This is a genomic window from Sorangium sp. So ce176, assembly GCF_051519835.1.
Lineage (GTDB): Bacteria > Myxococcota_A > Polyangia > Polyangiales > Polyangiaceae > Sorangium > Sorangium cellulosum_G.
In genome coordinates, this window is sequence record NZ_CP150371.1 from 5,335,387 (window position 1) to 5,357,197 (window position 21,811).

The following is a 21,811-nucleotide window of genomic DNA, read 5'->3' on the forward strand; positions in this document are numbered from 1 at the left end:
CCGCGCCCGGCACGTCGTCTGCAAACGCTGGCCTCCGCGTTGACACGGGAAGACGCCCCTCGGCGTGACCCGGTGTCGAGAGGAGCAAGCCATGTCTGTGCTGTTGTGGATCCTGTTTGGGCTCATCGTCGGCGTCATCGCCAAGCTGCTGACCCCCGGGCGCGACCCGGCTGGCTTCGTTGTGACAGCGCTGCTCGGCATGGCCGGCGCCCTGCTCGGCGGCTTCATCGGACGGGCCCTGGGGATCTACCCCTCGTACCAGTCGAGCGGGGGCTTCTTCATGTCGATCCTGGGCGCCGTCATCCTCCTCGCGATCTACAACGCGACGCTCGGCCGGAGAGCGAGGTCCTGATCGCCCTGCCGAGGCACCGCGGGCTGCCCGAGCAGCGCCGCCGCGGGCACCACGCGCGCCGGTCCGGCGCGCCGGTCCAGGCGGAAATCGAGCGCGACGTCCGGGGGCAGCGGCCGGATGGCGCCCGCGCCATAGCAGCGGCGGGTCACGAGATCGTCCGGCGCCGCGCCCTGCCCGCCGAGCTGGTGGCTCCACCACCGCGAGTAGACTGTCGGCCGCGCGGGATCGACCGAGAGCAGATCGGCGCGATCGAGCTGCACCTCGCTGTGATCGCCGCGGTCGGCGACCCCGTGCTCGACGGCGAGCCGCCCGTCCTCGCCCACGCTGTAGGTGATCCTGAACCCCTCGACGTCGCCCTTGCCGTAAGCGACGCGCTGGATCCCCGGACCGAAGAACAGCCCGTGCGTGTAGACGAGGTCCACCGCGAGCGCGGGCAGCACGGTCCAGGTGAGCCAGTTGTTGCCCCAGGGCCGCTCCTCCGAGAAGAAGGCGTAGTAGCCGACGGAGACCTCGCCGCGCTCGCCCGGCGCGCTGCGGTAATAGAGGACATCGCCGAGCTCACCCGCGCTCGCCACCGTCGAGCCGACGCAGATGGACTGCCCCTCGATGGCGGCGCCGAGCGAACTCGGCTCCTCCGGCTCGCCGGGGGTGGGGCGAGGCAGCGCGCTCCCGCTCGTGGAGCTCGCGAGGAGAGGTACGGTCAGCGCGGCGATGGCGAAGGAACGGCTCAGGAGATTCCGGACGAACATCAGGGCCGGCTAGGCTAGCGAGCCCGGCGCTGCCTGTGCCACCGCAAAGGGCCGTTCGCGTTCGACGCATCACCGTCGCGGTGCCGAATGGGTCTCTGCCCTGGATCGCGCTGTCTCCGCGCTGTCGCCGCGCGGGCGCTGCGCGCTGGAGGAGCCGGCGCTCGTCGCGCCGATCGCCCTGCCCGCGAGCGCCCCGGCGGCGAACGTGACGGCCGCGATCACGAGCCAGGACAGAAGCCGAAAGCGCCGCGGCGGGCGCGCGTCCCTCCAGTGCGGCGTGGCGGCGTCCATGGCGTCGCTGAGGTCGCCTCGCTCGCTCCTGTCCTCCGGCGGGCTCGCGACCCCCTCCAGCCCGCGCAGCCGCGGCGTCGCCTCGTCGCGCTCATCCCCGGGGCGCCGCTCGGCCGTCCGACGCGACGCCTCTCCGGAGCGGATCGCGGGCGCCGCCCTCGATCCCTCTCCAGACCGGCTCGCGGGCGCCGCCCTCGAGCCCCCGCCAGACCGGCTCGCGCCCCGTGGCCGCGAGCCTTGTCGACAGCGGAGCCCGGCGGATCTCCGGCAGCCCCGCGCGAGCATCGATCGGTGCCGATCGCGCCCGCTCGTGACCTCGCGCACGAGCGCCGCGAGCTCCTGGCCAGCGAGGAGGCCGCGCTCGCTCGAGCTCGGCTCGTCGCGCCCGCTCGGCGCGCTGCGCAGCGACACGAGCACCTCGGCGAGCACCTCTTCCATGTCCGCGGCGGTCTCGAAGCGGCCCTCGGGATCGCGGGCGAGCGCGCGCCGCACGGCCTCCTCGAGCAGCGCAGGGCACGCCGGGCGGAGCGGCGCGATCGCCGGCACCTCGCCGGAGAGCACCGCGCGCATCGTCGCGCCGTCGTCCTTCCGGTGGAACAGGCGCCTGCCCGTCAGCAGCTCGAACAGGATCACCCCGACCGCGAAGAGATCCGCCCGCGCGTCGATCCGCTGCCCGCGGAGCTGCTCGGGCGCCACGTAGCCGAGCTTGCCCTTCACCGTGCCGGCGCCGCTCGACGGCGCCGCCCCCCCTGCCGGCCACGCCGGGCCGAGGGGGCCTGCGTCCTCCATCCCGCTCGTCGCCGTCATCTTCGCGACGCCGAAGTCGATGAGCTTGATCTCGCCCTCCAGCGAGAGGAGCACGTTCTGCGGGCTCACGTCGCGGTGCACGAGGCCGACGAGGCTCCCCGCGTCGTCGCGGAGCCCGTGCGCGTGCCCGAGCGCCCGCAGCACGCCCAGGCCGATCTCGAGCGCCGCCTCGAGCGGAAACGGCCGCCCCTCGGCGAAGTGCGCGCGCGCGGCAGCGGCGAGATCGCAGCCCGGGACGTACTCGACCACGAGGTGATGGCGCCCTTCGTGAAAGACGAAGTCGTGGAACCGGATCACGTTCGGATGCTGGAGCCGGGCGCTGATCCAGGCTTCCCGGAGGAACATCCGCACGATCGATGGATCGCGCCGCGCCTCGGGGCGAAGGCGCTTCACGACGACGGGGTGGGCGATCCCTGCCGGCCCGCGCCGGCACGCGAGGAACAGCTCCGCCATGCCGCCGGCCGACAGGCGCGCGAGGAGCGCGTAGCCGCCGTCGCCCATGGGCAGGTCCATCTCCCTCGACCTCCACGGTTGCTCCGCCGCGCTCACGTCGTCTCGCCCCGGCGCGCCGAGGGCGCGGAGCGAGGACGGCCGCCGCGCCATCCATTGCCGGAGTCGCCCCACCCCGGCCAGCCCCCGCACCTGCCCGCGCCGCCACATCGGCCCTCCGCTATTCACGCTGCATGCCACGAGGAGGGCCGCGGCACCGTCACCTCCGGGCCCCAGGCGTCGTGCTCCTCCTGCGTGAATCCCGCCGGATGAGAGCGCATGTCGGCAACCACAGAGACCCGTGGCGAGCGGCATCCCCCGCGAAAAATGCGGAATCTGGATCGCCCCTCGTTCCGCACACGCGCACAGGAGGGCGCGTTCGCCGGGCCCGCCCGCGGCGGACGTCGATCGCACCGCGAGGCCGGCGAGGCGGACGCGGCGCGCGCGGGTCACGCCACGGCGGCCGGCGAGGCGCGGACGCGGCGCGCGAGCAGCGCGCGCAGCTCGCGGAAGGAGACGGCGCGCAGGGCGACGAGGAGGACGACGTACACGGCGACGCCCACCGCCATCGACGCCCACATCCCGGCGAGGACGCGCGTAGCGTAGGCGGCGCTGGCCATCACCGCCGTCGCGACGAGGATCGCGGCGATGCGGCCGAGCTCGACGAAGTGGGCCCAGCGCGCGGTCATGCCCCACGACGCGACCAGCGCCCCGGCGCTGACGGCCAGCGTCGCGCACGCGGCGCCCAGGGCGCGGTAGCGCGGCAGGAGGAGCAGGTTCAGCGCGATCTTGGCGACGAGCGTCACCGCGAGCATCTGCACCATCGCGACCTCGCGCTTCGCGGCGAGCAGCGGCAGCGTCACGACCTGGAACGCGAAGGTCACGGGGACGCCGCAGGCGAGGATCCGGAGGACCTCCGCCGACGGGGCGTAGTCGCCCGTCGCCCCGTAGACGAGCCGGATGATGTCCGGCGCGAGCAGCGCGACGCCGGCGGCGACAGGCAGCCCGAAGAGCGCGGCGACGAGCATGCAGCCGCTGTAGAGGCGCCCGAACGCGTCGCCATCCTGGGCGTAGAGGCGCATGCCCGCGGCGAAGGCGGCGCCGAGCAGGACCTCGGGGAGCATGCGGAAGTTCTCGCTGAGCACCCAGGCGGCGCTGTAGACGCCCACGGCCTGCTCGTCGCAGAGGGCGCGGAGCATGACGCGGTCGGCCTGGAGGAGCGCGCTCGCGAGCGCGCCGAGCGCGCCGATCGGCAGGCTGCGCTTCGCGATCTGCCAGAGCTCGGCGGGGGGCGTCGCGAACTCCGGCCGGTAGAGCCGGGAGCGGAGGTAGTGCGCGGTGATCCCGAGCTCCAGCACGTTGCCGAGCAGGAACGCCGCGGCCGCCGCGACGACGCCGAAGCCGAGCGCGAGCAGGGCCGCCGAGAGCGCGATGACGAACAGCCTGGCGCCGAGCTCCGCGTAGAGGATGTACTGGAAGCGCTCGTGGGCCTCGAACGAGAGCCACATGGTCGAGTAGAGCAGCGTCGCGAGCTGGGACACCGCGGCGAGCACGACGAGCTGCGCGCCGACGCCCGAGCGGGTCGCGAGCACGACGGCCACCGTCGCGCCGAGCACCAGCGTGCCGGTGACGCCGCGGATGGCGAGCGCCGCGCCGAGGTGACGCGGTCCGAGCTCCGGCCGCACGGCGACCTCACGGGCCAGGTATCCCCTCACGCCAACGCCGGCGGCGATCGTGACGATGCTCGCGATCGCGAGCGAGGCCTGGAACTCGCCCCACGCGGCGACCCCCACCTTCCGCGCGAGGTAGCCGACGAACACGACGCCGAGGACGGCCATGATCGCCTGCTTGAGGAGCATCAGCGCCGCGTTCAGCGCGATGCGCCGGCCATCCTGCATGAGCACCTCCGAGTGTCCCAATGTGGTGGGGCACCGCTGCCCACGCAGCGGGAGGTACCCGGATTCAGGCGTCGTGCGCCCCCAGAGGATGTCCGTCTCGCGCAGCGCGCGGCGAGCGCTCGTCGTCCGCTCCCGAGCTCAGCTCAGGGAGACGTCTCGAAGGCGTCGGAGCGCGAGACGCTCCTCGGCCTCACGGCATCCAACGGCAGGAGGACCGTCAGCGCAAGAGGGGGCCGGCGATCCTCGGAGCGGGACACGGGATTCGAACCCGCGACCCTCAGCTTGGGAAGCTGATGCTCTACCAACTGAGCTAGTCCCGCTTGAGGTGGAGGAAGCTTCTATCGAATCTCGAGCCGCAGAGCAACCCCCTTCCTCTGGTTTTTCGATCCCGCGCGCGGCGCGCGCCGCGCTCACCGCCGCGCGCGGAAGGCGGGCGCGTCGAGCAGCTCGCCGGGCAGCGGCGCGCGCCTGCGGATCACGCTGTCGCACTCGCTGGTCGCCTCCGTGATCGCCCTGGTGATCTCGGCCGTGCCCGCGTCGGGCGGGATCCAGGGCAGGCTCTGCAGCGCGGGCCTGTCGGGCGGCAGCCAGCGCTGGCTCCTCGTCACGAGCACGACCGGGTGGTTCGTGCCCACGAGCTCGGCCGCGAGGCGCGCGCCGCCGAGCGGGGCCGGCGGCAGATCCAGGCAGACCAGGCACGCGTCGAACCGCTCGGTCGCCGACGCGAGCAGGGCATCGTCGATCGACGAGGCGTCCACGATCTCGACGTTCTCCAGCGCGGCCTCGATCGCGCGGGCCAGCGGATCGCAGGTCGCCGCGCGCGGGTCGTGCGCGAGCAGGATCTTGAAGCTGCGCACCGAGCGCGGTCCAGGCCGCCGCGTCTCGACGACCTGCAACCTCCCGGACGCCAGCGTCGCGCGCTCACGAGCGGCACGTCGAGCGGTCATGGACTCCCCTTCCTCGGCCACAGCAAGGCGACCGTACTCCAGGCTAACACCCCTTGAGCTCAAACTGACCAACCTTTATATGGGGACGCGTCTCTTTCGGGGCATGGCTCCGGGACATGGATCCCGAGAAAAGCTCCCGGGCGCCGCCCGAGCACGCTTCCCGGGCACGCCGCGTCGCGGCATGCCGACATGGTTTTACGGAAACATCTACGAAGGACGGTTACGCATGAGTCGGTTCCTCATCTCCACTCCTTGCGAGTGCCAGGCAAGCCTCTCAGCCACCCTGGACGAGCGCCGGCACGTCATCGCCGGGTGGGCCGCAGCCCCCCGCGGTCGGTCGGCCTCCGGTGAGGCCGATCGGGAGCTCGCGCCGGCGCACAGCATCAACGCCCACCTCGACCGGTTCGACGTGGCGTGGCTGTGCCCTTACTGCGGGCGCAACACGCTGCGGACCTTCTATGCCGGCGCGATGCGGCGGCTGCCCGACGCGCCGACCGGTCAGCCCGCCGCTCCTGCCGGCACGACGCCCTCGCTGTGAGGCGCCCGCTGAACCTCGATCTCCTCGCGACGCACGTCAAGCAGGCCCGTCCGCCGCGCGCGTGAGCCTCGGCGGCCGCCGCGCCGCCGACGGCGCTGCGCCGCGCGCCTGCCTCCCGGCCGCGCGCGCTGCGACGGCGCGGCGCGGCGATCCGCCCCGCCGCCCCCTCCTCTCGTCGACGCGCGATCGGCTCAGCGCGACGCCGTCGCGCCGCATCGTCCACGTACGCACAGGCGTCCAGGCGCGACCGACTCACGGCCTCTCAACCCACGGCGCCTCTGGCCGATTCCCACGTTCCCGACGATCACCACACCGGCGCTCTGGAGCCCGCGCCGCGGTCTCCCGGTCAGCTCCCTTTTCCCGGCTGCGAGGTGCCCATCGTCCCGAAGACCCAGTCCCAGAGCGGCGACGACACGCCCCACCGCGCGTGCTCCCCCGTGTGGTGATGCACCATGTGATGGCGCTTGATCCACTTCCCCCAGCGAGAGCTCATGCGGAAGTGGTGAATGGCATAGTGCGTGCCGTCGTACGCGAGGTAGCCGAGGCCGAACCCGGCGAACAGCAGATCCGCTGGAACAGGGCCAAAAACGACGCGGAACAGCGTGTAGAACACGACGCCGAGCGGGATGCTGGCGCCGAGCGGCATGACGAGCCTGTCGGCGTCCTGCGGGAAATCATGGTGCACCCCGTGGAGGACGAAGTGCATCCGGCGCTGCCACAGGCGCGGCCCGACGTAGTGAAACACGTATCGATGCAGGACGTACTCGGCGAATGTCCACAGGAACAGGCCGAGCAGCACCAGCCCGATCCCCTCCAGCAGGCCGACGCCGTTGCGCGCGCCGCGGACGCACAGATACCCGTAGACCGGGAGCCAGAAGGCGAACGGCGTGATCGGATGAATCCGCGAAAACCGCTCGATGAGCGGCGTCTCGAACATCTGGCATGTCGCTGGACGCGCGGTGCGCTCGGTGGTGGTCACGGTCATCGTGCCCCCCTGCTACCTCATTTATCCATTGTCGGCCAGAGGTAGGCCGGCCTCCAGCGACCCGCTGGATGCCGGCAAATGGCCGAGATCCCGTCGAGGTCAGCGCTGCATGCGTCGACGGCGCGGGGCCGTCACCGGAGCGTCGCGGGCGCGGCGCACGCGCGTCGGACGCGCGCTCGCCGCGCGGCGCGGCGCGGCGAGCGCCCGGCCGCGCGGGGTGCTGCGCGACGCGGCGCAGCGCGCGCGTCAACCCGCGAAGGAGGCCTCGTAGAGCTTGCGGAGATCCTCGCGCGAGCAGGGGCGCGGGTTGCACGAGTGGCATGCGTCCTGAGCGGCGAGGTCGGCCAGCGCGTCGAGCTTGTCGCGCCGGACGCCGGCCTTCTCGAGGCCGGCCGCCAGACCGATGCGGGTGCGCAGGGCGCGGATGGCGTCCGCGCAGGCGGCAGCGTCCTCGGGGCCGCCGAGGAGGGCCGCGACGCGGGCGAGGCGCGGCCCCGCCGCGGCGACGTTGAACTCGACGACAGGCGGCAGGCAGAGGGCGTTGGCCAGGCCGTGGTGCAGCCCGCACTCGCTCGAGAGCGGGTGGGCGAGCGAGTGGCACGCGCCGAGCCCCTTCTGGAACGCGACGGCGCCCATCATCGCCGCCTTCATCATGCCGCCGCGCGCGTCGAGATCGTTGCCGTGCGAGACAGCGCGCTCGAGGTGCGCGGCGGCGAGGCGGATCCCCTCGAGCGCGATGCCGTCGGCCATCGGGTGATCGCCCTTCGCGACGTACGCCTCGACGCAGTGGGTGAGCGCGTCGAAGCCCGTCGCCGCCGTGAGGAAGGCCGGCATCGACCGCGTCAGCTCCGGGTCGAGCAGCGCGGCGTTCGCGAGCAGGTACGGCGAGAAGATCACCGTCTTGCGGTGGTTCACGTCGAGCGTCACGACGCCCGAGCGGCCGACCTCGCTGCCGGTCCCCGCGGTGGTCGGGATGGCGAGCATCGGCGGCACGTCGGGCGTGATGAAGCGATCGCCGCCCGTGGCGTCGTCGTAGTCGACGAGCGGCCGGGTGTGGTTTACGCCGAGGCGGACGAGCTTGCCGACGTCGAGCGGCGAGCCCCCGCCGAGCGCGACGACGAGATCGGCGCGCGCCTCGCGGAACGCGGCGACGCCGTCGTGCACGTTCTTCTCGATCGGATTGCCGAGCACGTCGTCGAAGACGGCGACCTCGACGCCCTCGTTCCGCAGCGACGCGGCGACGGGCTCGAGCAGCCCCGAGCGGACGACGCCCTTGTCCGTGACGATCAGCGCCCGCGACGCCCCGAGCCGGCGCGCCTCGGCGCCCGTCTGCCCGACGACCCCGACGCCGAAGAGGATGCGTGTAGGAAAGCTCCAAACCGTGAACTGGCTCATGATCACACCGCCTCGAAGTAGCGCTTCAGCTCCCAATCCGTGACCGCGCGATCGTACTGCCGCACTTCCCATTCGCGCGTCCTGACATAGTGATCGACGAACCTCTCGCCGAGGATCTCCCGGGCCCCCTGGCTGTCCGCGAGCATCCGCGTCGCCTCGGCGAGCGTGCGCGGCAGCGACAGGCGCGAGGACTCGGCGGACGACGCGTCCCCGGAGGCCTGCGGCGGCGGCTCGACGCCGTGCTCGATGCCGTAGAGCCCCGCGCCGAGGCACGCGGCCATGGCGACGTACGGGTTGATGTCCGCGGCCGTCTGGCGGTACTCGACGCGCGCGCCGGGCGTGCCGAGGCCGATGAGGCGGATCGCCGCCGTGCGGTTCTCGACGCCCCAGCTCGCGGTGAGCGGCGCCCAGACGCCGGGCACGTACCGCTTGTAGGCGTTGATCGTGGGCGAGTAGAGCGCCGTGAGCTCGGGCATGAGCGCGATCTGCCCGCCGACGTAGTGGCGCAGCGCGGCCGGGAGCCTGTCGGGCGCCGACGCGTCCTCGAAGACGTTGCGGCCGTCCTTCCACAGGCTCTGGTGCAGGTGGCCGCTCGAGCCGGGGAGCTCGGCGTTCCACTTCGCCATGAACGTCACCGAGAGGCCGTGCTCGTGGGCGATCTGCTTCATCGCGACCTTGAAGAGCGCGGCCTTGTCCGCGGCGCGGAGCACGTCGTCGTAGCGGATCGCCGCCTCGTACACGCCCGGTCCCGTCTCGGTGTGCAGGCCCTCGATCTCGACGTCGAAGGCGCGCATCTGGTCGAGGATGGCCGCCATGAGCTGCTTGTTCTGGCCCTCGCGGACCCACGAGTAGCCGAACATGCCGGGGCTGAGCGGCGTCAGGCCGGCGAAGCGCTTCTCGTGCAGCGAGCGGGGCGTCTCCTCGAAGAGGAAGAACTCGAACTCGCACGAGAACTTCGCCGAGTAGCCCATGCGCTCGCCCTTCGCGATGACGCTCCGGAGCAGCGAGCGCGGGCACGCCGGGTGCGGGCCGCCGCGCTCGTCGCGGAAGTCGGCGAGCATCGCGACGGTGTCCGGCTCCCACGGCAGGTCGCGCGTCGTGCTCGGGTCGAGGACCGCGTGCGCGTCCGGGTAGCCCGTGTGCCAGCCGGTGACCTTGGCGTTGTCGTAGAGGACGTCGGCGATGTCCCAGCCGAAGATGACGTCGCAGAAGCCGAAGCCGCTCCCGAGCGCGCTCTTCAGCTTCTCGAGGGAGACGTACTTGCCGCGGAGGATGCCGTCGATGTCAAAGCCGCCGATCTTGGCGCGGGTGATGCCCCGCGCTTCCAGATCGGAGAGGAGCTTCTCGGAGGTCGAGGCGGTCATGGGCCGCGACGATAGCAGGGGTACCGGGCGGGGTGGCAAGCCGCGCGCGGCTCGCCGCGTCGGCTCGCCGCGTCGGATTACGTCGGCTCGCGTCGGGTTACGTCTACTTCACCCGGACGCTCTGGATCGGGTAGCGCTCCGCGATCGGCACGAGCACGCGCTCGACGATCTCGCGGACGCGGACGTAGCGCTGGTGGTTCGTGACGGCCGGGTTTCGCTTCGAGTCGACGACGCCGATGCGGATGTCCAGCGAGCGCGCGTCCTCCACGCCGCCCGTCACGAACGCATCCGGGTGCACCTTGTCGAGCTCGGCGTTGACCTCCGTCGTCTCCGGGACCGCGCCGGCGAAGGTGACCTCGAGCGCCTCGCCCAGCCCGTTCAGCACGGCGTTCAGGTTCTCCACCGGGAACGGCTGGCGCGCGAGCCACGCGACGACAGCGCGCCGCGCGCCGCGCAGCGCCACGCTGACGACGAGCGCGATCGCGAGCGGCGCGAGCACGAGGCCGCCGAGCGCGCGCGCGACCGAGGGGCCCGCGTCGCGGCCGAGCGCCCCGAGGAACGCGAGCAGGAAGACGCCCGACGCGAGCGACACGAGCGGGGGATCGGTGAGCACGCCCCACCGCGAGGTCGACGCGTTCATCAGCCGCGTGAAGCGGGCCGACACGCTCTGGTCCGCGCGCTGCTCCGCGAGCGCGGCGCCGGGGGTCACGTCAGGCATCTCCGGCATCTCCGAGCATGCGCCAGAAGAACAGGCCGACGCCGACGAGGAGCAGCACGCCGGCGACCCAGAACGCGCGCACAGGGCCGAAGCTCAGCGCCTCGCCCGAACGCTTGATGATGAGGTCGGCCACCGTGAGCACGCACGCGAACACGATGCAGGCCACGGGCAGGGCGAGCTGCTGGAGGAGGGTCGGCCCGGCGAGCGGCTTCGGATCCGGGGGGCGCGGCCGCAGGTCCGCCGGCGGGCGCCCCGTCGGCCGGTAGCGGGCCGACGGCATGTCCGACAGCGGGCGCAGCGCCGCGGGCGCCATCGTGGTCGCGCGCGGCGCCACGCTGAGCGCCACCTCCAGCGTCGGCGCTGTCTCCATCCCGAGGGCGCGGGGGAGCACGCCGACGGGCGTCGACTCCGCGTAGCCCGCGCGATCGTCGCGCACCACGCGGCCGCGCGCGCTCGCGGGCACGCCCTCGGGGGCGAGCACGCCCACGCCGCGACCCATCGCGCTCGGCGTCGGCCCCTCGGGCAGATCCATCTCGAGGCCGGACGAGTCCGGGGGCGGCGCCGGGCGCACGCTGCTCGCCGGGCCGTCGCGGCGGCCGCCCTTCGGCGGGCGCATCGAGGCGGGGGCCATGTCGAGGTCGATCTCGAGCGACCCGCCGTCCGCGGGCGTGTCGAGCCAGACGTGCGCGGCGCGCTTGACCTGCGGGGCCGCGCGCATCGACGACGACGGCGGCGGCACGGAGTACCCGTCGTCCGCGGAGGCCCGCCCGAACGTCGGCGCGACCCCCATCGCCGCCTCCAGCTCCGACCAGAACGTCTCGATGTCCCGCGTGCGGTCGCGCGGGCTCACCGCGAGCGCGCGCTCGAACACAGCGTCGACCTCCGGCGGGAGGTTGGCGCCCTCGGTCCGGGGCGTGGGCCGGCGCTTCACGTCGAGCGCCGTCCCCATCATCGCCTGCGCCTCGCCCTCGATCACCTGCCGCCCGACCAGCGCCTCGACCATGGTGAGCGCAAGACCCCAGACGTCGGTCCAGGTTCCCGCCTGCCCGAACCGCTTCGGCGCCCACTGCTCCGGGGCGCCGTACGCCGGGGAGAACGCGTTCAGCGGGTCGCCGTTCGTCACGCGGCCGACGGCCTGCTCGGCGAGCGTCTTCGCCTGGGCGATGCCGTAGTCGAGGATCTTGAGGCGCTCGGTCCCCTCCTGCGTCGTGATGAAGATGTTCTCGGGCTTGAGGTCGCGGTGGATGATCGACACCGTGCCGTTCGGGCTCGGGAAGCGGTGCGCGCGCGCGATCGCCTGGGCGATGGGGCGCATCATCTTCATCAGCCGGTGGAGCGGGATCGGCGGCTCGCGGTTGAGCCTGCGCCGATCGATGACCTTGTCGAGCGACTCGCCCTCCAGCCACTCGAGGGCGAGGAACGGGACGAACTCCCCGCGCTTCAGGTGCAGCACGTCGACGTGGAGGGGGCGGACGACCTCCGGGATGGAAGCGGAGAGCCGGAAGAGGAGCTGGGCCTCCTCACGGAATTTCTCCAGGAAGAGCTGGCGCTCGCGCGGGGTCTTCGCCTCGGAGACCTTGAGGCACTTCAAGGCGACGGGCGCGCGGAAGCCGGCATGGATGGCGCGGTACACCACGCCGAATCCCCCCTCTGCGACCACCTGCTCGACGTGGAAATTACCCGCCTGCGTGGTCCCGACGATGCCGAAGACGTCGTCCGCCATGCTCCCTGAGCCATAGCGCACGGCGCCGCTGGACCGAAGGGCGAAACCGAAACTTCCTGTTCGATTGTGCCCCCCTCGCATCGCGCGCGGGATGCGCCGAGGTGACCAGATGAGCGTGGAGGACGGAGGGTGGTGAGGCGGGCGGCTGGACGTGGCGGGGACGGGTTCGCCGGCGTTGCCGGGCGGCCCCCGCGCGCGGGCTCAGCTCCCGAGGTGCGAGGAGGCGTCGCGGCGGGACTTGTCCTCCTCCTGGAGGATCGAGAAGACCAGCCCGGCGCCGATGATCGGGAGGAGCCAGACGAGCTGCGCCTGGTAGACCTTCTGCTTGGGCTCGTAGACGCGGCTCCGGAAGACGCGCACGGTGACGTAGACCTGAAAAGCAAGGACGGCCGCGAGCGCGGTGCCGATGAGGATATCGAAGGACGTCATGGCTGGGTGCGCACCAGCCTAGCCACGGCGGGCTCCCTCGCAAGCGACCGGAGGTTGCCGCTGTACGTTCGTCCGGGTCGCGCCGGACGGGCGCGGGGGTGAGGTCGCCCGACGGACCTCGGGAGCAAGACAACTCGAGCGCCGCCCGGCAGTCCCTCGCCGCATTCCAGCCTGCGCCGAGCGCCCCTCGGCGGCAGGACCATGTAAGACAACTTACATCGATCGCCACCACGCGGCCGTTCGACGCATGCCAGCTTGCGCCGAGCGCCTCTCGGTGGCCCCATGACGTAAGGCAACTTACGTCGACACGCCGCCCGGTGGGTCCTCGCTGCATCCAGACGCGCGCCGATCGCCTGCCGGCGGCATGCCTGTGCAAGACAGCTTACGCAAGCTGCCTCCGGGGCGCCTCTGGCGGCATTCCAACTCGCGCTGACCCCCTCGCGGCAGGCCCTTCGAGCAAGACAACTTACATCGATGCGCCGACAGGCGACCTCTCGCCGCACGCCAACGCGCGCCGGGCGCGGCGACGGTTCGTTCTCCTTCCTCGCCCGGCGCCGGGAGGCGGGTAGTCGACGCGCTGGCCATTGGAAGACACCATCGCTGAGGATTGTTGGAGGGGTTGCCAGAAGACAACGCCGGGGCCTGATACCGTCGCAGGAGGGAGCATGGCCAACGAGCGCGAGCGCAGGTTGCGCGTCCTGCACATCTCGGATCTCCACCTGCGCCGGTCGGCCCGGGCATTCCGGAAGCCAACCAGATCCGCCGCATTCATCAATACGACGGTCTCCCACGCTGAGCCCATTGCCAAGCCCAAACGCTCCCGCGGAGTCAGCCCGCGACTCTTGCCCATTTCTGGGGAGCTCTCGAATGGCCGCCTTGCCGCAGCCGGACAACCGAGGATACGGCTACGGACGGGTGGAGACCGGGAGACGTCTCACTGGCCCGAGCGTCGCACGCAGTACCCCGGTCGCGCACCGCCTGCTCCCGGCGCTCGAGCTCCTCGAGCCACGCAGCATTCCAGGCGTCGTCGTACGGCTCCTCGACGCTGGCGATGAGCTCGGACGCGAGCCTCAGGCGTTCTCCTTCAGGAAGGGACAGGGCGGCAGCGAGGATGTCCCGGGTGGGATGAGCCATGGGTGTCCAGCGTACGTCGGCTCGCGCCGCAGAGCGGCCCGTCGAGCCGACCCGGGCCAGGTCAGCACGGGGCGAGAAATCCCGGCTGAGCTCCGGAGCCCTCGTACTACAGTTCGCCCGTGCCTCGCTCCCGACCCGGCCTCCGCGCCCGGCGCACCTCGACGCCGGCCCCCCCTGGCCTCCGGCGCGGCCGCGTCCTCTTCGCGGGCGCCGCGCTCGCGGGCGCCGCCGCGTGGATCGCCGCGGCGTGCTCCACGCCGTCGTCCGGGGTCGACGGCGGCGACCTGCTCGGCGTCTTCGAGCGGGACGCAGGCGCCGGCACCGCCGCGGCCGACGGCGGACAGCCCCGGACGGCCGCGGCCCAGAAGGACGCGGGCGCCCGCGCGGCCGGCTCGACAGGCGCCGGCGCCGCGAAGCCGCCGAAGCCGCCCGAGGCGAGGCCCCCCAGCGAGGGGAGCTGCGTCGCCGAGCAGGGACAACCAGGGCGCGAGCTCCGCAAGACGCTGGGCAGGCCGCCGTGCCGCGGCGCCCAGGTGCTCGAGACACGCGACGCCGAGGGGTCGCCCCGCTACGCCTGCGTGATCGCGCCGAGCGGCGTCGAGACGCGCGCGCCGCTGCCGCTCCTCGTCTTCTTCCACGCCGAGCACGACAACCCGACCGCCGTCGACAAGGAGACGGGGCTCCGCAAGCTCGGCGCCACATGGAACCTCACCGGCGACCCCGCCCACGCGGGCTTCATCGTGCTCGCACCCCAGGGCCGCGCCTTCAAGAACCCGACCCAGGGCGAGCGCGAGCGCGGCTCGAAGACGTACACGCCGCTCTCGCCGTTCGACGCCGAGTTCACCGGCGACGGCAACGTCGACGTCGCGACCGTCGACGCCTTCGTCGATCAGCTCATCGAGAAGAAGCTCGTCGACCGGCGGCGCATCTACGCGGTCGGCGCCTCGTACGGCGGCCACATGGCGGCGACCTACGCGATGATGCGCGCCGACCGCGTCGCGGCGTTCGCGACCTTCGGCAGCAACGCCCCGCCGGCCCCGTGGGCGTGCCCGGGCCCTCCCCCGCCCGCGATGGCGATCTACCGCGCGTGCGACGACATGTTCCCGTGTGAGTCGGTCGAGCGGTGGCTGCGCGCGCGCGACGCGCAATCCGCGCAGACCTCGTTCCTGCGCCTCGACGAGGGCGACAGGGACGAGCCCCACTGCGCCCTGCGCAACCGCTGCACCGCGAAGAAGGGCGCCATCAACCACGCGCGCTGGCCGAAATCGCGCGAGGCCGATCTCCTCCGCTTCTTCGCAGGCCACACCCTCGCCGTCAGCGCAGACGCCACCACCTCGGCCGAGACCGCCGCCGGGCGCGCCCGCTGAGCGACGAACACACACCCGACGCACGCCGAAGAACGCTGACGTCAGAAGCGCACGCTCTCGCTGCTCAACACACGTCGGCGCCGGGCGTCTTCGCACGTCCACACCGCAAGCATCGCGTCGCAGCGTTGAGCGGAGCCGGCGTGTTGTCGTAGTGTTGCTCCCCGATGTCTGCTCAGGCCCAGGTCATCCTCACCCCCTTGCCGGTCGGCATGTCCATCCCTGCCGGCACGCTCCGCGCCGAGATGGATTCGCGCCGCGCGGCCGGTCGTCGCTTCGATATCCGCGAGGCCATCGGCCTCGTCGTGCCGCTCTGCACGCAGCTCCACGAGCTGCACGCGCAGGGGCGGACCCTGTTCGTGCACCCCTCGTCGCTCGCCTACGGCGCCGGCGGCGCGCTCCGGCTCGTCGAGGAGCTCGCGCACGCCGCGCCGCTCCTCCCCCGCGACCGCGCCTGCCTCGCGCCCGAGGAGCGCAAGGGCAACGAGGGCGACGCGCGGGCGAGCGTCTTCGCTGTCGGCGCCATCCTCTACGAGCTGCTCACCAGCAGCAGCGTCGGCCCGGGGATGCGCCGGCCCGCGGACGTGATCCCCGACATCCCGCCCACGCTGGAAACGGTGCTCGGCAAGTCGCTCGTCGCCGATCCGAAGCACCGCCCGGCGGACCTCGCCGCCCTGGCGCAGGCGCTCTACCAGATCGTCCCGAGCGCCTCGTCGATGCCGCCGAGCGCCGACACGTCGCACCTCGACGGCGACGGCGACTTCGAGGTCGACATCAACCTCTCGATGATGCCGCCGGGCGGGCACGGAGAGGAGGCGCGCGTCCCGTCGGCCCCGTCCCTGCCGAAGATCCAGGCGGTGTCCGGCGACGGGCCGTTCGCTGTCGCCATCCCTGTCGCGCAGCCGCAGCGCCTGCACGGCAACGACCCGACCCGCAAGCTCGCGGACCTCAAGGCCGCGCTCGAGTCCGATCCGCGGCCGCGCTACGTCGTCATCAAGGACGGCATGGACCACGGGCCGTTCTCGAGCGTGGAGCTGCTCCAGCAGATCGCGTCCGGATCCTTCACGGGTGAGCAGGTGCTGCGCGACACGTTCTCCTCGGAGGAGCGCGCGATCCAGGACTGGGAGGAGTTCGCGCCGTTCGCCGAGCAGGCGAAGCTGAACCGCGACATCGTGCAGGAGAAGCGCGCGCTCGACGCCGTCGTGTCGGCCGAGAAGCAGGGCACGCAGTACAAGGCGCTGCTCGGGATGGCGCTGATGGGCGTCATCCTCGCCGCGGGCGCGGGCTGGTGGTACCGCGAGCGCAGCCACAAGAAGGAGCGCGAGCTCGCTGTGCAGGGCGCGACCGACCGCGTCGCGATCGAGGTCGACGCCGGCCTCGTCAGCGCCAAGGCGGCGCGCGCCGGCGGGGGGGCGCGGCCGAGCGGCGGCGGCAGCTACCCGACGCTCGGCGGTGGCCTGAGCTGTGAGGCGGCGCAGGCGCGCTACGTCGAGGAGTACAAGCTCGGCAACAACGGCCCGCCCGATCTCACGGCCGGCGCCTACGGCAACGTGCTGAACCGCGGCAGCTACCTGAACGCTTGCGGCGTGCCGTCGAACATGGAGGTGAACGTCTGCGCGGCCGTGCAGAACGGCCGCGCCGTGGGCGTCACCGTCACGACGAGCCCGTCGAACCCGGGCATCGCCTCGTGCATCTCCGGGCAGATCCGCGGGATCTCGTTCCCGTCCCACCCGCGGCTCGACGTGGCGCGGACGACGTTCAAGTAGCGAGGCCATCGCACGGGCGCGCGCCCTCCCCGTCAGCGGGGCCCTGGCAGCGCGCGCCCCCTCCCCGCGAACGGGGCTATGGTACGGGCGTGAGCGCCCCTCCCCCGGCGACAGTGGCCACGCGACCGATGATCCAGATCGAGCAGCTGACGAAGAGCTTCGGGGGCATGCCCGTCCTCCGGGGCGTCGACCTCGACGTGCCCGCTGGCTGCCTCTACGGGCTGATCGGGCCGGGCGCCTCGGGCAAGAGCGTGCTGCTCAAGATGATCACCGGGCTCCTGCGGCCGGACCGGGGGCGCGTGCTCGTCGACGGCAAGGACGTGCACGCGCTCAGCGAGCTCGAGCTCCAGACGTTCCGGCTCAGGTTCGGGATGCTGTTCCAGAACAACGCGCTGTTCGACTACATGACCGTGGGAGAGAACATCGCGTTCCCGCTGCGGCGGCTCTACGACCTGAGCGAGGAGGAGATCGAGGAGCGCGTCGCCGAGCGGCTCCGCGTCGTGTCGCTGGCGGGCTTCGAGGACCGGACGCCGGCCGGCCTGTCCGGCGGCCAGAAGAAGCGCGTCGGCGTCGCCCGGGCCACGATCGCGCGCGGCGAGATCGTCCTCTACGACGAGCCCGCGGCCGGCCTCGACCCGGTGACGTCGCAGCGCATCTTCGACCTGCTCCGCGCCGAGCAGCGGGCGATGAACGCGACCGTGGTGATGGTCTCGAGCGACCTCGACCGGCTGCTCACTGTCACGGACCGGGTGGGGATGCTCTACCGCGGCCGGCTCATCTTCGACGGCACCACCGAGGAGGCGAAGGCGAGCGACGACCCGCGCGTCCGGCAGTTCGTCCACGGCCTCACGGAAGGGCCGCTCTAGCCGCCAGCCGCTGTCGCTCAGCCCGCCGCCGCCGGCGCGACGGGGCCGTCGGCGGCGAAGTGGAACCACTGCGTCGGGTGGGCGCGGAGGAAGCGCTCCAGGGCGCCCATCATCGTCGCGGCCGCGCTGTCCCGCTCGTCCTCGGTGGCGCGACGGGCGAGCCAGATCGGGGGCGCCACGACGGCCTCGTACTCGAGGAAGCCCAGGCGGTGGGTGAACACCGGCAGGATGGGCGCGCCGCTCATCGCGGCGAGCGCGATCGGGCCCTCGGGCGCGCGCCAGCGGGCGCCGAGGAACGGGACCTCGCGGCTGCGCATCCCGGGCGGCACGCGATCGATCTGCATGGCGACGACGCCGCCGCGCCGCAGGTGGCCGAGCAGCGGCAGCGCGTCGAGCGGCCCGTCGCCGATGTGCGCCACCTGCACGCCGGCGCGCCGCCGCGCCGCGTCCTGGATGGCGCGCGCCTCGGCGTCGCGCTCGCGCTGCATCGCCAGCATGACGCCCTCGGGGTGCACAACGCCGAGGATCTGCCCGGCGATGTCCCAGCCGCCTGTGTGCGCCGTGACCATGAGGATCCCCCGGCCGGCCGCCGCGCACGCGTGGTAGTGCTCGACGCCCCGCGAGCGCCGCTGCACCGCGTAGCCGCGGCCGCTCGTGAGCAGGAGCGCCTCGGTGATGCAGCTCCCGTAGGTGGCGAACACAGCGGCGGTGTCCAGCACGTCGGCCACGCGCGACCGCGGCCCGCGCACGCGGCGGAGGTTCTGCGCGACGCGCCGGCGCAGCTCGGGGAGCGCGGCCGCGAAGAGCACGCCGAACACCGGCGGGCTGTGGCGCACCCAGGGCTCCGGCCCGCGCGTGACGCCCGCGGTGAGCGCCCGGCGCCAGAACGCCGAGTCGGGTCGTAGACCGGAGAGGAGAGCTCCGCGCAGGCCAGGCATGAGGCAGCCTATCTAGCGCAAACAGTACGTCCACGGGAGAGGCTTCGGCCGGAACGCCCGGATCACGGAGCGATCCAGAGCGACGCGGCTGGCCGATCGAGCGGCCGTTCCCGCTGTGAGCCGCGGATCGCCGGGCGGCATGAAGAACTGGCCCTCTCGCGCTCGTCCAAGGCGATCTCGCGAGGAGGCCAGTTGGGCACCGCAGGAACGAAATCGACGCTGCCAGGCGGATCCTTACCGAGAAAACAGGTTCATGGAGATCAAACGATTTTGATACAAGGCAATTTGGTAAGGGGGGCCGTCAACATGAATATCCTGCTCGTCGATGATCAACACATCGTACGGGAAGCGCTGGCGCACGCGCTCGCGTCGCAGCCAGGGGTGGGCGAGGTCGTTCAGGCTGGGAGCGCGAGGGAGGCGCTCGGCGCGCCGGAGCTCCACCGCTGTCAGGTGGCGGTGGTCGAGCTCTGCCTCGCGGACCACAGCGGCATCGAGCTGATCCGGGAGCTCAAGGGCCTCGCGGCGCTGCGCCTCGTTGTGCTCTCGATGCACCGCGACGAGTTCCGCGTGGCCGAGGCGATGCGGGCCGGCGCGGATGGATACCTGTCCAAGCAGAGCCGGCTCGCCGACCTCGTGGAGGCGCTGCGCACCGTGGTCCGCGGGCGCACCGCCGTGTCGCCGGACGTGAGCGCGGCGATGGTGCGCGCGCTCCAGCGGCGCGACGCGGCCTCGCGCGGCGACATGGTGGCGTCGCTGAGCGACAGGGAGCGGCAGGTGCTCCGGCTGCTGGCGATGGGCCGCTCGGCCAAGGAGGTCGCCGCGCAGCTCTCGATCAGCGTGAAGACGGTCGAGACGCACAGGGCGCGCCTCTGCGCGAAGGTGGCTACGCACAGCGTGGCCGACCTGACCCGCCTCGCTGTGCGCTCGGGCCTCGTCGAGGCGTAGGCTCCGCCCGGGCGCCCGGCGCGCTCGGGGCGGCCGGCGCGCTCGCTCCCGCGGGGTGCCGCGCTGCGGCTCACGCCGCGGCGGTGGCCGCCCGCGGGGCGACGCGGAGCGCCGGCAAGGTCTTTCCGATCAGCGCCGAGCCGATCGCGAACCCGGAGAGCGTGAGTCGCATCCGGAGCACGTCCACCATCCCCTGGCGGTGGAGCAGGGTCAGCGTGCTCCGGACGTCCTTGCGGCGAACACGCAGCTTCTCGACGAGCGACTCGAGGGTCTCGGCGCGTCCTTCGCGCTGGGCAACGGCAAGCGCCTGCAGGAGAGTTGCGGCAACAATTTTCTTGTCCATGAGAGCACCCTAGAAAGGGTCCCTGTGGAGTGCCCAATTTCCGGCGACGATTTTTTTGTGCTGAGATGCCGCTCGCCCGTTGGATGACGGGCCCCCCGTACTCTGCTCATCCTGCGCCTGATACCCACCTCGGGGATGCGCGTCGGGGCGGGAGCTACGGAGTCGTGTAGCTCGCGTTGAGCTGATACGTGCTGGTCGTGTAGCCGTTCACCGCGATGAAGGCCTGCGTCTGGCCCGCGGGGACCGTCAGCGAGCAGGTCTCCGCCGCGCCGTCCTTGTACGGGCGGCAGTCGTACAGGGCCGCTGTCGGCGCCGCTCCGAACCGCAGGTAGAGGTCGGGATCGCCCGAGCCCGTCATCCCGAGCTCGAAGCGGGTGCCCGGGACCACCGCGAGGGGCCCGTGGGAGGCCGCCGTGCCCGCCGCGAGGCTGCCGCTGAACGTGGCCGACGTCGCCCTGCCGCCGCCGCTGCTGCCGCCGCCGCTCGACCGCGTGTAGGTCACCGCCACGTTGAACGTGGCGCTCGTGTAGCCCCGGACCTTCACGAACGCCTTGGTCTGTCCGGCCGGCACATCCAGCGTGCATGTCTCGGACGCGCCGCTGGTGTAGGGGCGGCAGGCGTATGCGCTCGTCGTCGGCGCCGCCCCGAACCTCACGTAGAGGTCGGGGTCGCCCGAGCCCGTCATCACGACGCGGAGGGCCGTCCCCGGCGTGACGTCGAACCCGGCGCCCGACCCCACGTCCACGAACGCGGAGCTGGCGATGCTGCCGCTGAAGCTCTCGGTCGTCGGCGTGCCCCCCGTCGAGCCGCCGCCGCCGCCGCCGCCGCCGCCGCCGCCACCGGCACCGCCGCCGCCACCGGCACCGCCGCCGCCACCGGCACCGCCGCCGCCACCGGCACCGCCGCTGGGCGGGCCATAGAGCGCCTGGACGCCCTGGATGTCCTTCGCCGTGAGCACGAGGCTCCAGTCGTCGATGCCGTTGCACTGGGGATAGTGCATGACGGACGCCACGTCGTAGGTCGTCAGCGCGCGCCAGTTGTTGTCCTCGAAGCAGGCGCCCGACTCGGGGCGCGTGTGCTCGTGGCGGAAGCCGAGCGTGTGCCCGAGCTCGTGCCGCAGGACCGCCTCCAGCGAGGGATCCCCCGTCCCGAAGGCGCTGTTGTCGATGAGCACGTTGCGATCCCGCCGCGAGGTGTCGGGGAAGAACGCCCGCGCGAGGTACTGCCCGAAGACGTTCACCGGCCTCACGTCGAAGACCACGCCGCCGTTGCTGGCAGTGCACGCCCCGTCCTCGGCGCTCACGTGGATGAAATCGACGTCGGCCACCGCCTCCCACGCGCCGGTCGCGGACGTCATCGCCGCCACCACGGCGCCATGTCGGGCGCCGAAGCTCGTGCTCACGCAGTAGGTGAGGCTCTTCTTCTGGCCCGATGACCAGACCACATCGCTGCCGCCGGCGCGCTGCACGATGAGGGCGCCGTCGCGCACGTGGGACTCCCAGAACTCCCGGAGATGCTTGACGTCGGCGACAGGCGTGTCCCCGTCGACGATGTAAACGCCGGAGTCAGGCTCGCGGAACGTGGCCCGCTCGAACGCCTCGAAGCTTTCCTGGCTGCTTCCGACGGCATCCGCCGGATCGTCCTCGATGTCCGTCACGCAGGCGGCGAAGGCGGACACACTGGCGATCATCACGGCAAGCTGGACACCGGCCGAGCCGCAGACACGCGATCTCACAAGGCGCATTGAGAGCTCCTTCCGCTTGAAACGAT

20 protein-coding genes and 1 tRNA gene are annotated in these 21,811 nt (G+C 72.5%); 6 read left to right on the forward strand and 15 right to left on the reverse strand.

Annotated features, from left to right (window positions below):
- Positions 1-91 precede the first annotated feature (91 nt).
- Entirely contained in the window at positions 92-352 is a 261-nt protein-coding gene (locus WMF42_RS19960; RefSeq protein ID WP_061606774.1) for a GlsB/YeaQ/YmgE family stress response membrane protein, read from the forward strand.
- Here the strand turns inward: WMF42_RS19960 and WMF42_RS19965 are convergent.
- From WMF42_RS19965 to WMF42_RS19985, 5 genes are all read right to left on the reverse strand, one after another.
- Complete coding sequence (locus WMF42_RS19965) at positions 316-1,101, reverse strand: hypothetical protein (RefSeq protein ID WP_437693567.1); 786 nt, start codon at positions 1,099-1,101, stop codon at positions 316-318. The two genes, WMF42_RS19960 and WMF42_RS19965, sit on opposite strands and share 37 nt — an antisense overlap.
- Positions 1,102-1,170: 69 nt before the next feature.
- Positions 1,171-2,712 carry a protein kinase domain-containing protein gene (locus WMF42_RS19970; RefSeq protein WP_437693569.1) on the reverse strand — a complete coding sequence of 514 codons (1,542 nt, stop codon included), beginning with the start codon at positions 2,710-2,712 and terminating at the stop codon, positions 1,171-1,173.
- A 425-nt stretch (positions 2,713-3,137) separates the two neighbouring features.
- Positions 3,138-4,586 carry a flippase gene (locus tag WMF42_RS19975; RefSeq protein WP_437693571.1) on the reverse strand — a complete coding sequence of 483 codons (1,449 nt, stop codon included), beginning with the start codon at positions 4,584-4,586 and terminating at the stop codon, positions 3,138-3,140.
- A 247-nt stretch (positions 4,587-4,833) separates the two neighbouring features.
- Positions 4,834-4,906: transfer RNA gene (locus WMF42_RS19980), tRNA-Gly, on the reverse strand.
- 90 nt (positions 4,907-4,996) lie between these two features.
- Entirely contained in the window at positions 4,997-5,533 is a 537-nt protein-coding gene (locus tag WMF42_RS19985) for a hypothetical protein (protein ID WP_061606770.1), read from the reverse strand.
- 226 nt (positions 5,534-5,759) lie between these two features.
- Here WMF42_RS19985 and WMF42_RS19990 point away from each other — a divergent pair, with 226 nt between their 5' ends.
- Positions 5,760-6,071, forward strand: coding sequence for a hypothetical protein (locus WMF42_RS19990; RefSeq protein ID WP_061606769.1), 312 nt, complete (start codon positions 5,760-5,762; stop codon positions 6,069-6,071).
- A 346-nt stretch (positions 6,072-6,417) separates the two neighbouring features.
- Here the strand turns inward: WMF42_RS19990 and WMF42_RS19995 are convergent, their stop codons facing one another.
- From WMF42_RS19995 to WMF42_RS20025, 7 genes are all read right to left on the reverse strand, one after another.
- Positions 6,418-7,056, reverse strand: a complete 639-nt coding sequence (locus tag WMF42_RS19995; protein ID WP_061605304.1) for a sterol desaturase family protein — start codon at positions 7,054-7,056, stop codon at positions 6,418-6,420.
- Positions 7,057-7,302: 246 nt separating this feature from the next.
- On the reverse strand, positions 7,303-8,457 hold the full coding sequence (locus WMF42_RS20000) for an iron-containing alcohol dehydrogenase (protein ID WP_199693987.1): 1,155 nt from the start codon (positions 8,455-8,457) through the stop codon (positions 7,303-7,305).
- Positions 8,454-9,815, reverse strand: a complete 1,362-nt coding sequence (locus WMF42_RS20005) for a glutamine synthetase family protein (protein ID WP_437693574.1) — start codon at positions 9,813-9,815, stop codon at positions 8,454-8,456. Before WMF42_RS20005 ends, WMF42_RS20000 begins: the two co-directional genes overlap by 4 nt.
- 103 nt (positions 9,816-9,918) lie before the next feature.
- A complete protein-coding gene (locus WMF42_RS20010) occupies positions 9,919-10,533 on the reverse strand; it encodes a hypothetical protein (RefSeq protein ID WP_061610900.1) in 615 nt (204 codons plus the stop codon).
- Positions 10,526-12,256, reverse strand: a complete 1,731-nt coding sequence (locus tag WMF42_RS20015) for a serine/threonine protein kinase (RefSeq protein ID WP_061610890.1) — start codon at positions 12,254-12,256, stop codon at positions 10,526-10,528. The genes WMF42_RS20010 and WMF42_RS20015 overlap by 8 nt, the downstream gene beginning before the upstream one ends.
- A 201-nt stretch (positions 12,257-12,457) precedes the next feature.
- Positions 12,458-12,685: a hypothetical protein gene (locus WMF42_RS20020; RefSeq protein ID WP_061610891.1), complete on the reverse strand. Its 228-nt coding sequence runs from the start codon at positions 12,683-12,685 to the stop codon at positions 12,458-12,460.
- Positions 12,686-13,513: 828 nt separating this feature from the next.
- Complete coding sequence (locus WMF42_RS20025) at positions 13,514-13,819, reverse strand: addiction module protein (RefSeq protein ID WP_437693578.1); 306 nt, start codon at positions 13,817-13,819, stop codon at positions 13,514-13,516.
- A gap of 119 nt (positions 13,820-13,938) precedes the next feature.
- On the opposite strand from WMF42_RS20025, the gene WMF42_RS20030 reads away from it, so the two are divergent.
- The 3 genes from WMF42_RS20030 (at position 13,939) to WMF42_RS20040 (ending at position 17,815) form a co-directional block, all read left to right on the forward strand.
- A complete protein-coding gene (locus WMF42_RS20030) occupies positions 13,939-15,186 on the forward strand; it encodes an alpha/beta fold hydrolase (protein ID WP_061610892.1) in 1,248 nt (415 codons plus the stop codon).
- Positions 15,187-15,350: 164 nt separating this feature from the next.
- The gene (locus WMF42_RS20035; protein ID WP_061610893.1) at positions 15,351-16,949 is read left to right on the forward strand and encodes a hypothetical protein; all 1,599 of its coding nucleotides are present in this window, start codon (positions 15,351-15,353) and stop codon (positions 16,947-16,949) included.
- A gap of 89 nt (positions 16,950-17,038) precedes the next feature.
- Positions 17,039-17,815, forward strand: a complete 777-nt coding sequence (locus WMF42_RS20040) for an ABC transporter ATP-binding protein (protein WP_233562115.1) — start codon at positions 17,039-17,041, stop codon at positions 17,813-17,815.
- Positions 17,816-17,832: 17 nt separating this feature from the next.
- Here WMF42_RS20040 and WMF42_RS20045 read toward each other — a convergent pair whose 3' ends face one another.
- Complete coding sequence (locus tag WMF42_RS20045; RefSeq protein ID WP_081426818.1) at positions 17,833-18,753, reverse strand: lysophospholipid acyltransferase family protein; 921 nt, start codon at positions 18,751-18,753, stop codon at positions 17,833-17,835.
- Between the two features lie 306 nt (positions 18,754-19,059).
- Between WMF42_RS20045 and WMF42_RS20050 the strand changes: the two genes are divergently transcribed.
- Positions 19,060-19,698 (forward strand): response regulator, encoded by a 639-nt coding sequence (locus WMF42_RS20050; RefSeq protein ID WP_061610896.1) that lies wholly within the window; start codon positions 19,060-19,062, stop codon positions 19,696-19,698.
- Between the two features lie 70 nt (positions 19,699-19,768).
- Here WMF42_RS20050 and WMF42_RS20055 read toward each other — a convergent pair whose 3' ends face one another.
- Both WMF42_RS20055 and WMF42_RS20060 read right to left on the reverse strand, forming a co-directional pair.
- The gene (locus WMF42_RS20055; RefSeq protein ID WP_061610897.1) at positions 19,769-20,041 is read right to left on the reverse strand and encodes a hypothetical protein; all 273 of its coding nucleotides are present in this window, start codon (positions 20,039-20,041) and stop codon (positions 19,769-19,771) included.
- Positions 20,042-20,195: 154 nt separating this feature from the next.
- Positions 20,196-21,731: a pre-peptidase C-terminal domain-containing protein gene (locus WMF42_RS20060; protein ID WP_437693582.1), complete on the reverse strand. Its 1,536-nt coding sequence runs from the start codon at positions 21,729-21,731 to the stop codon at positions 20,196-20,198.
- Between the last annotated feature and the right edge of the window lie 80 nt (positions 21,732-21,811).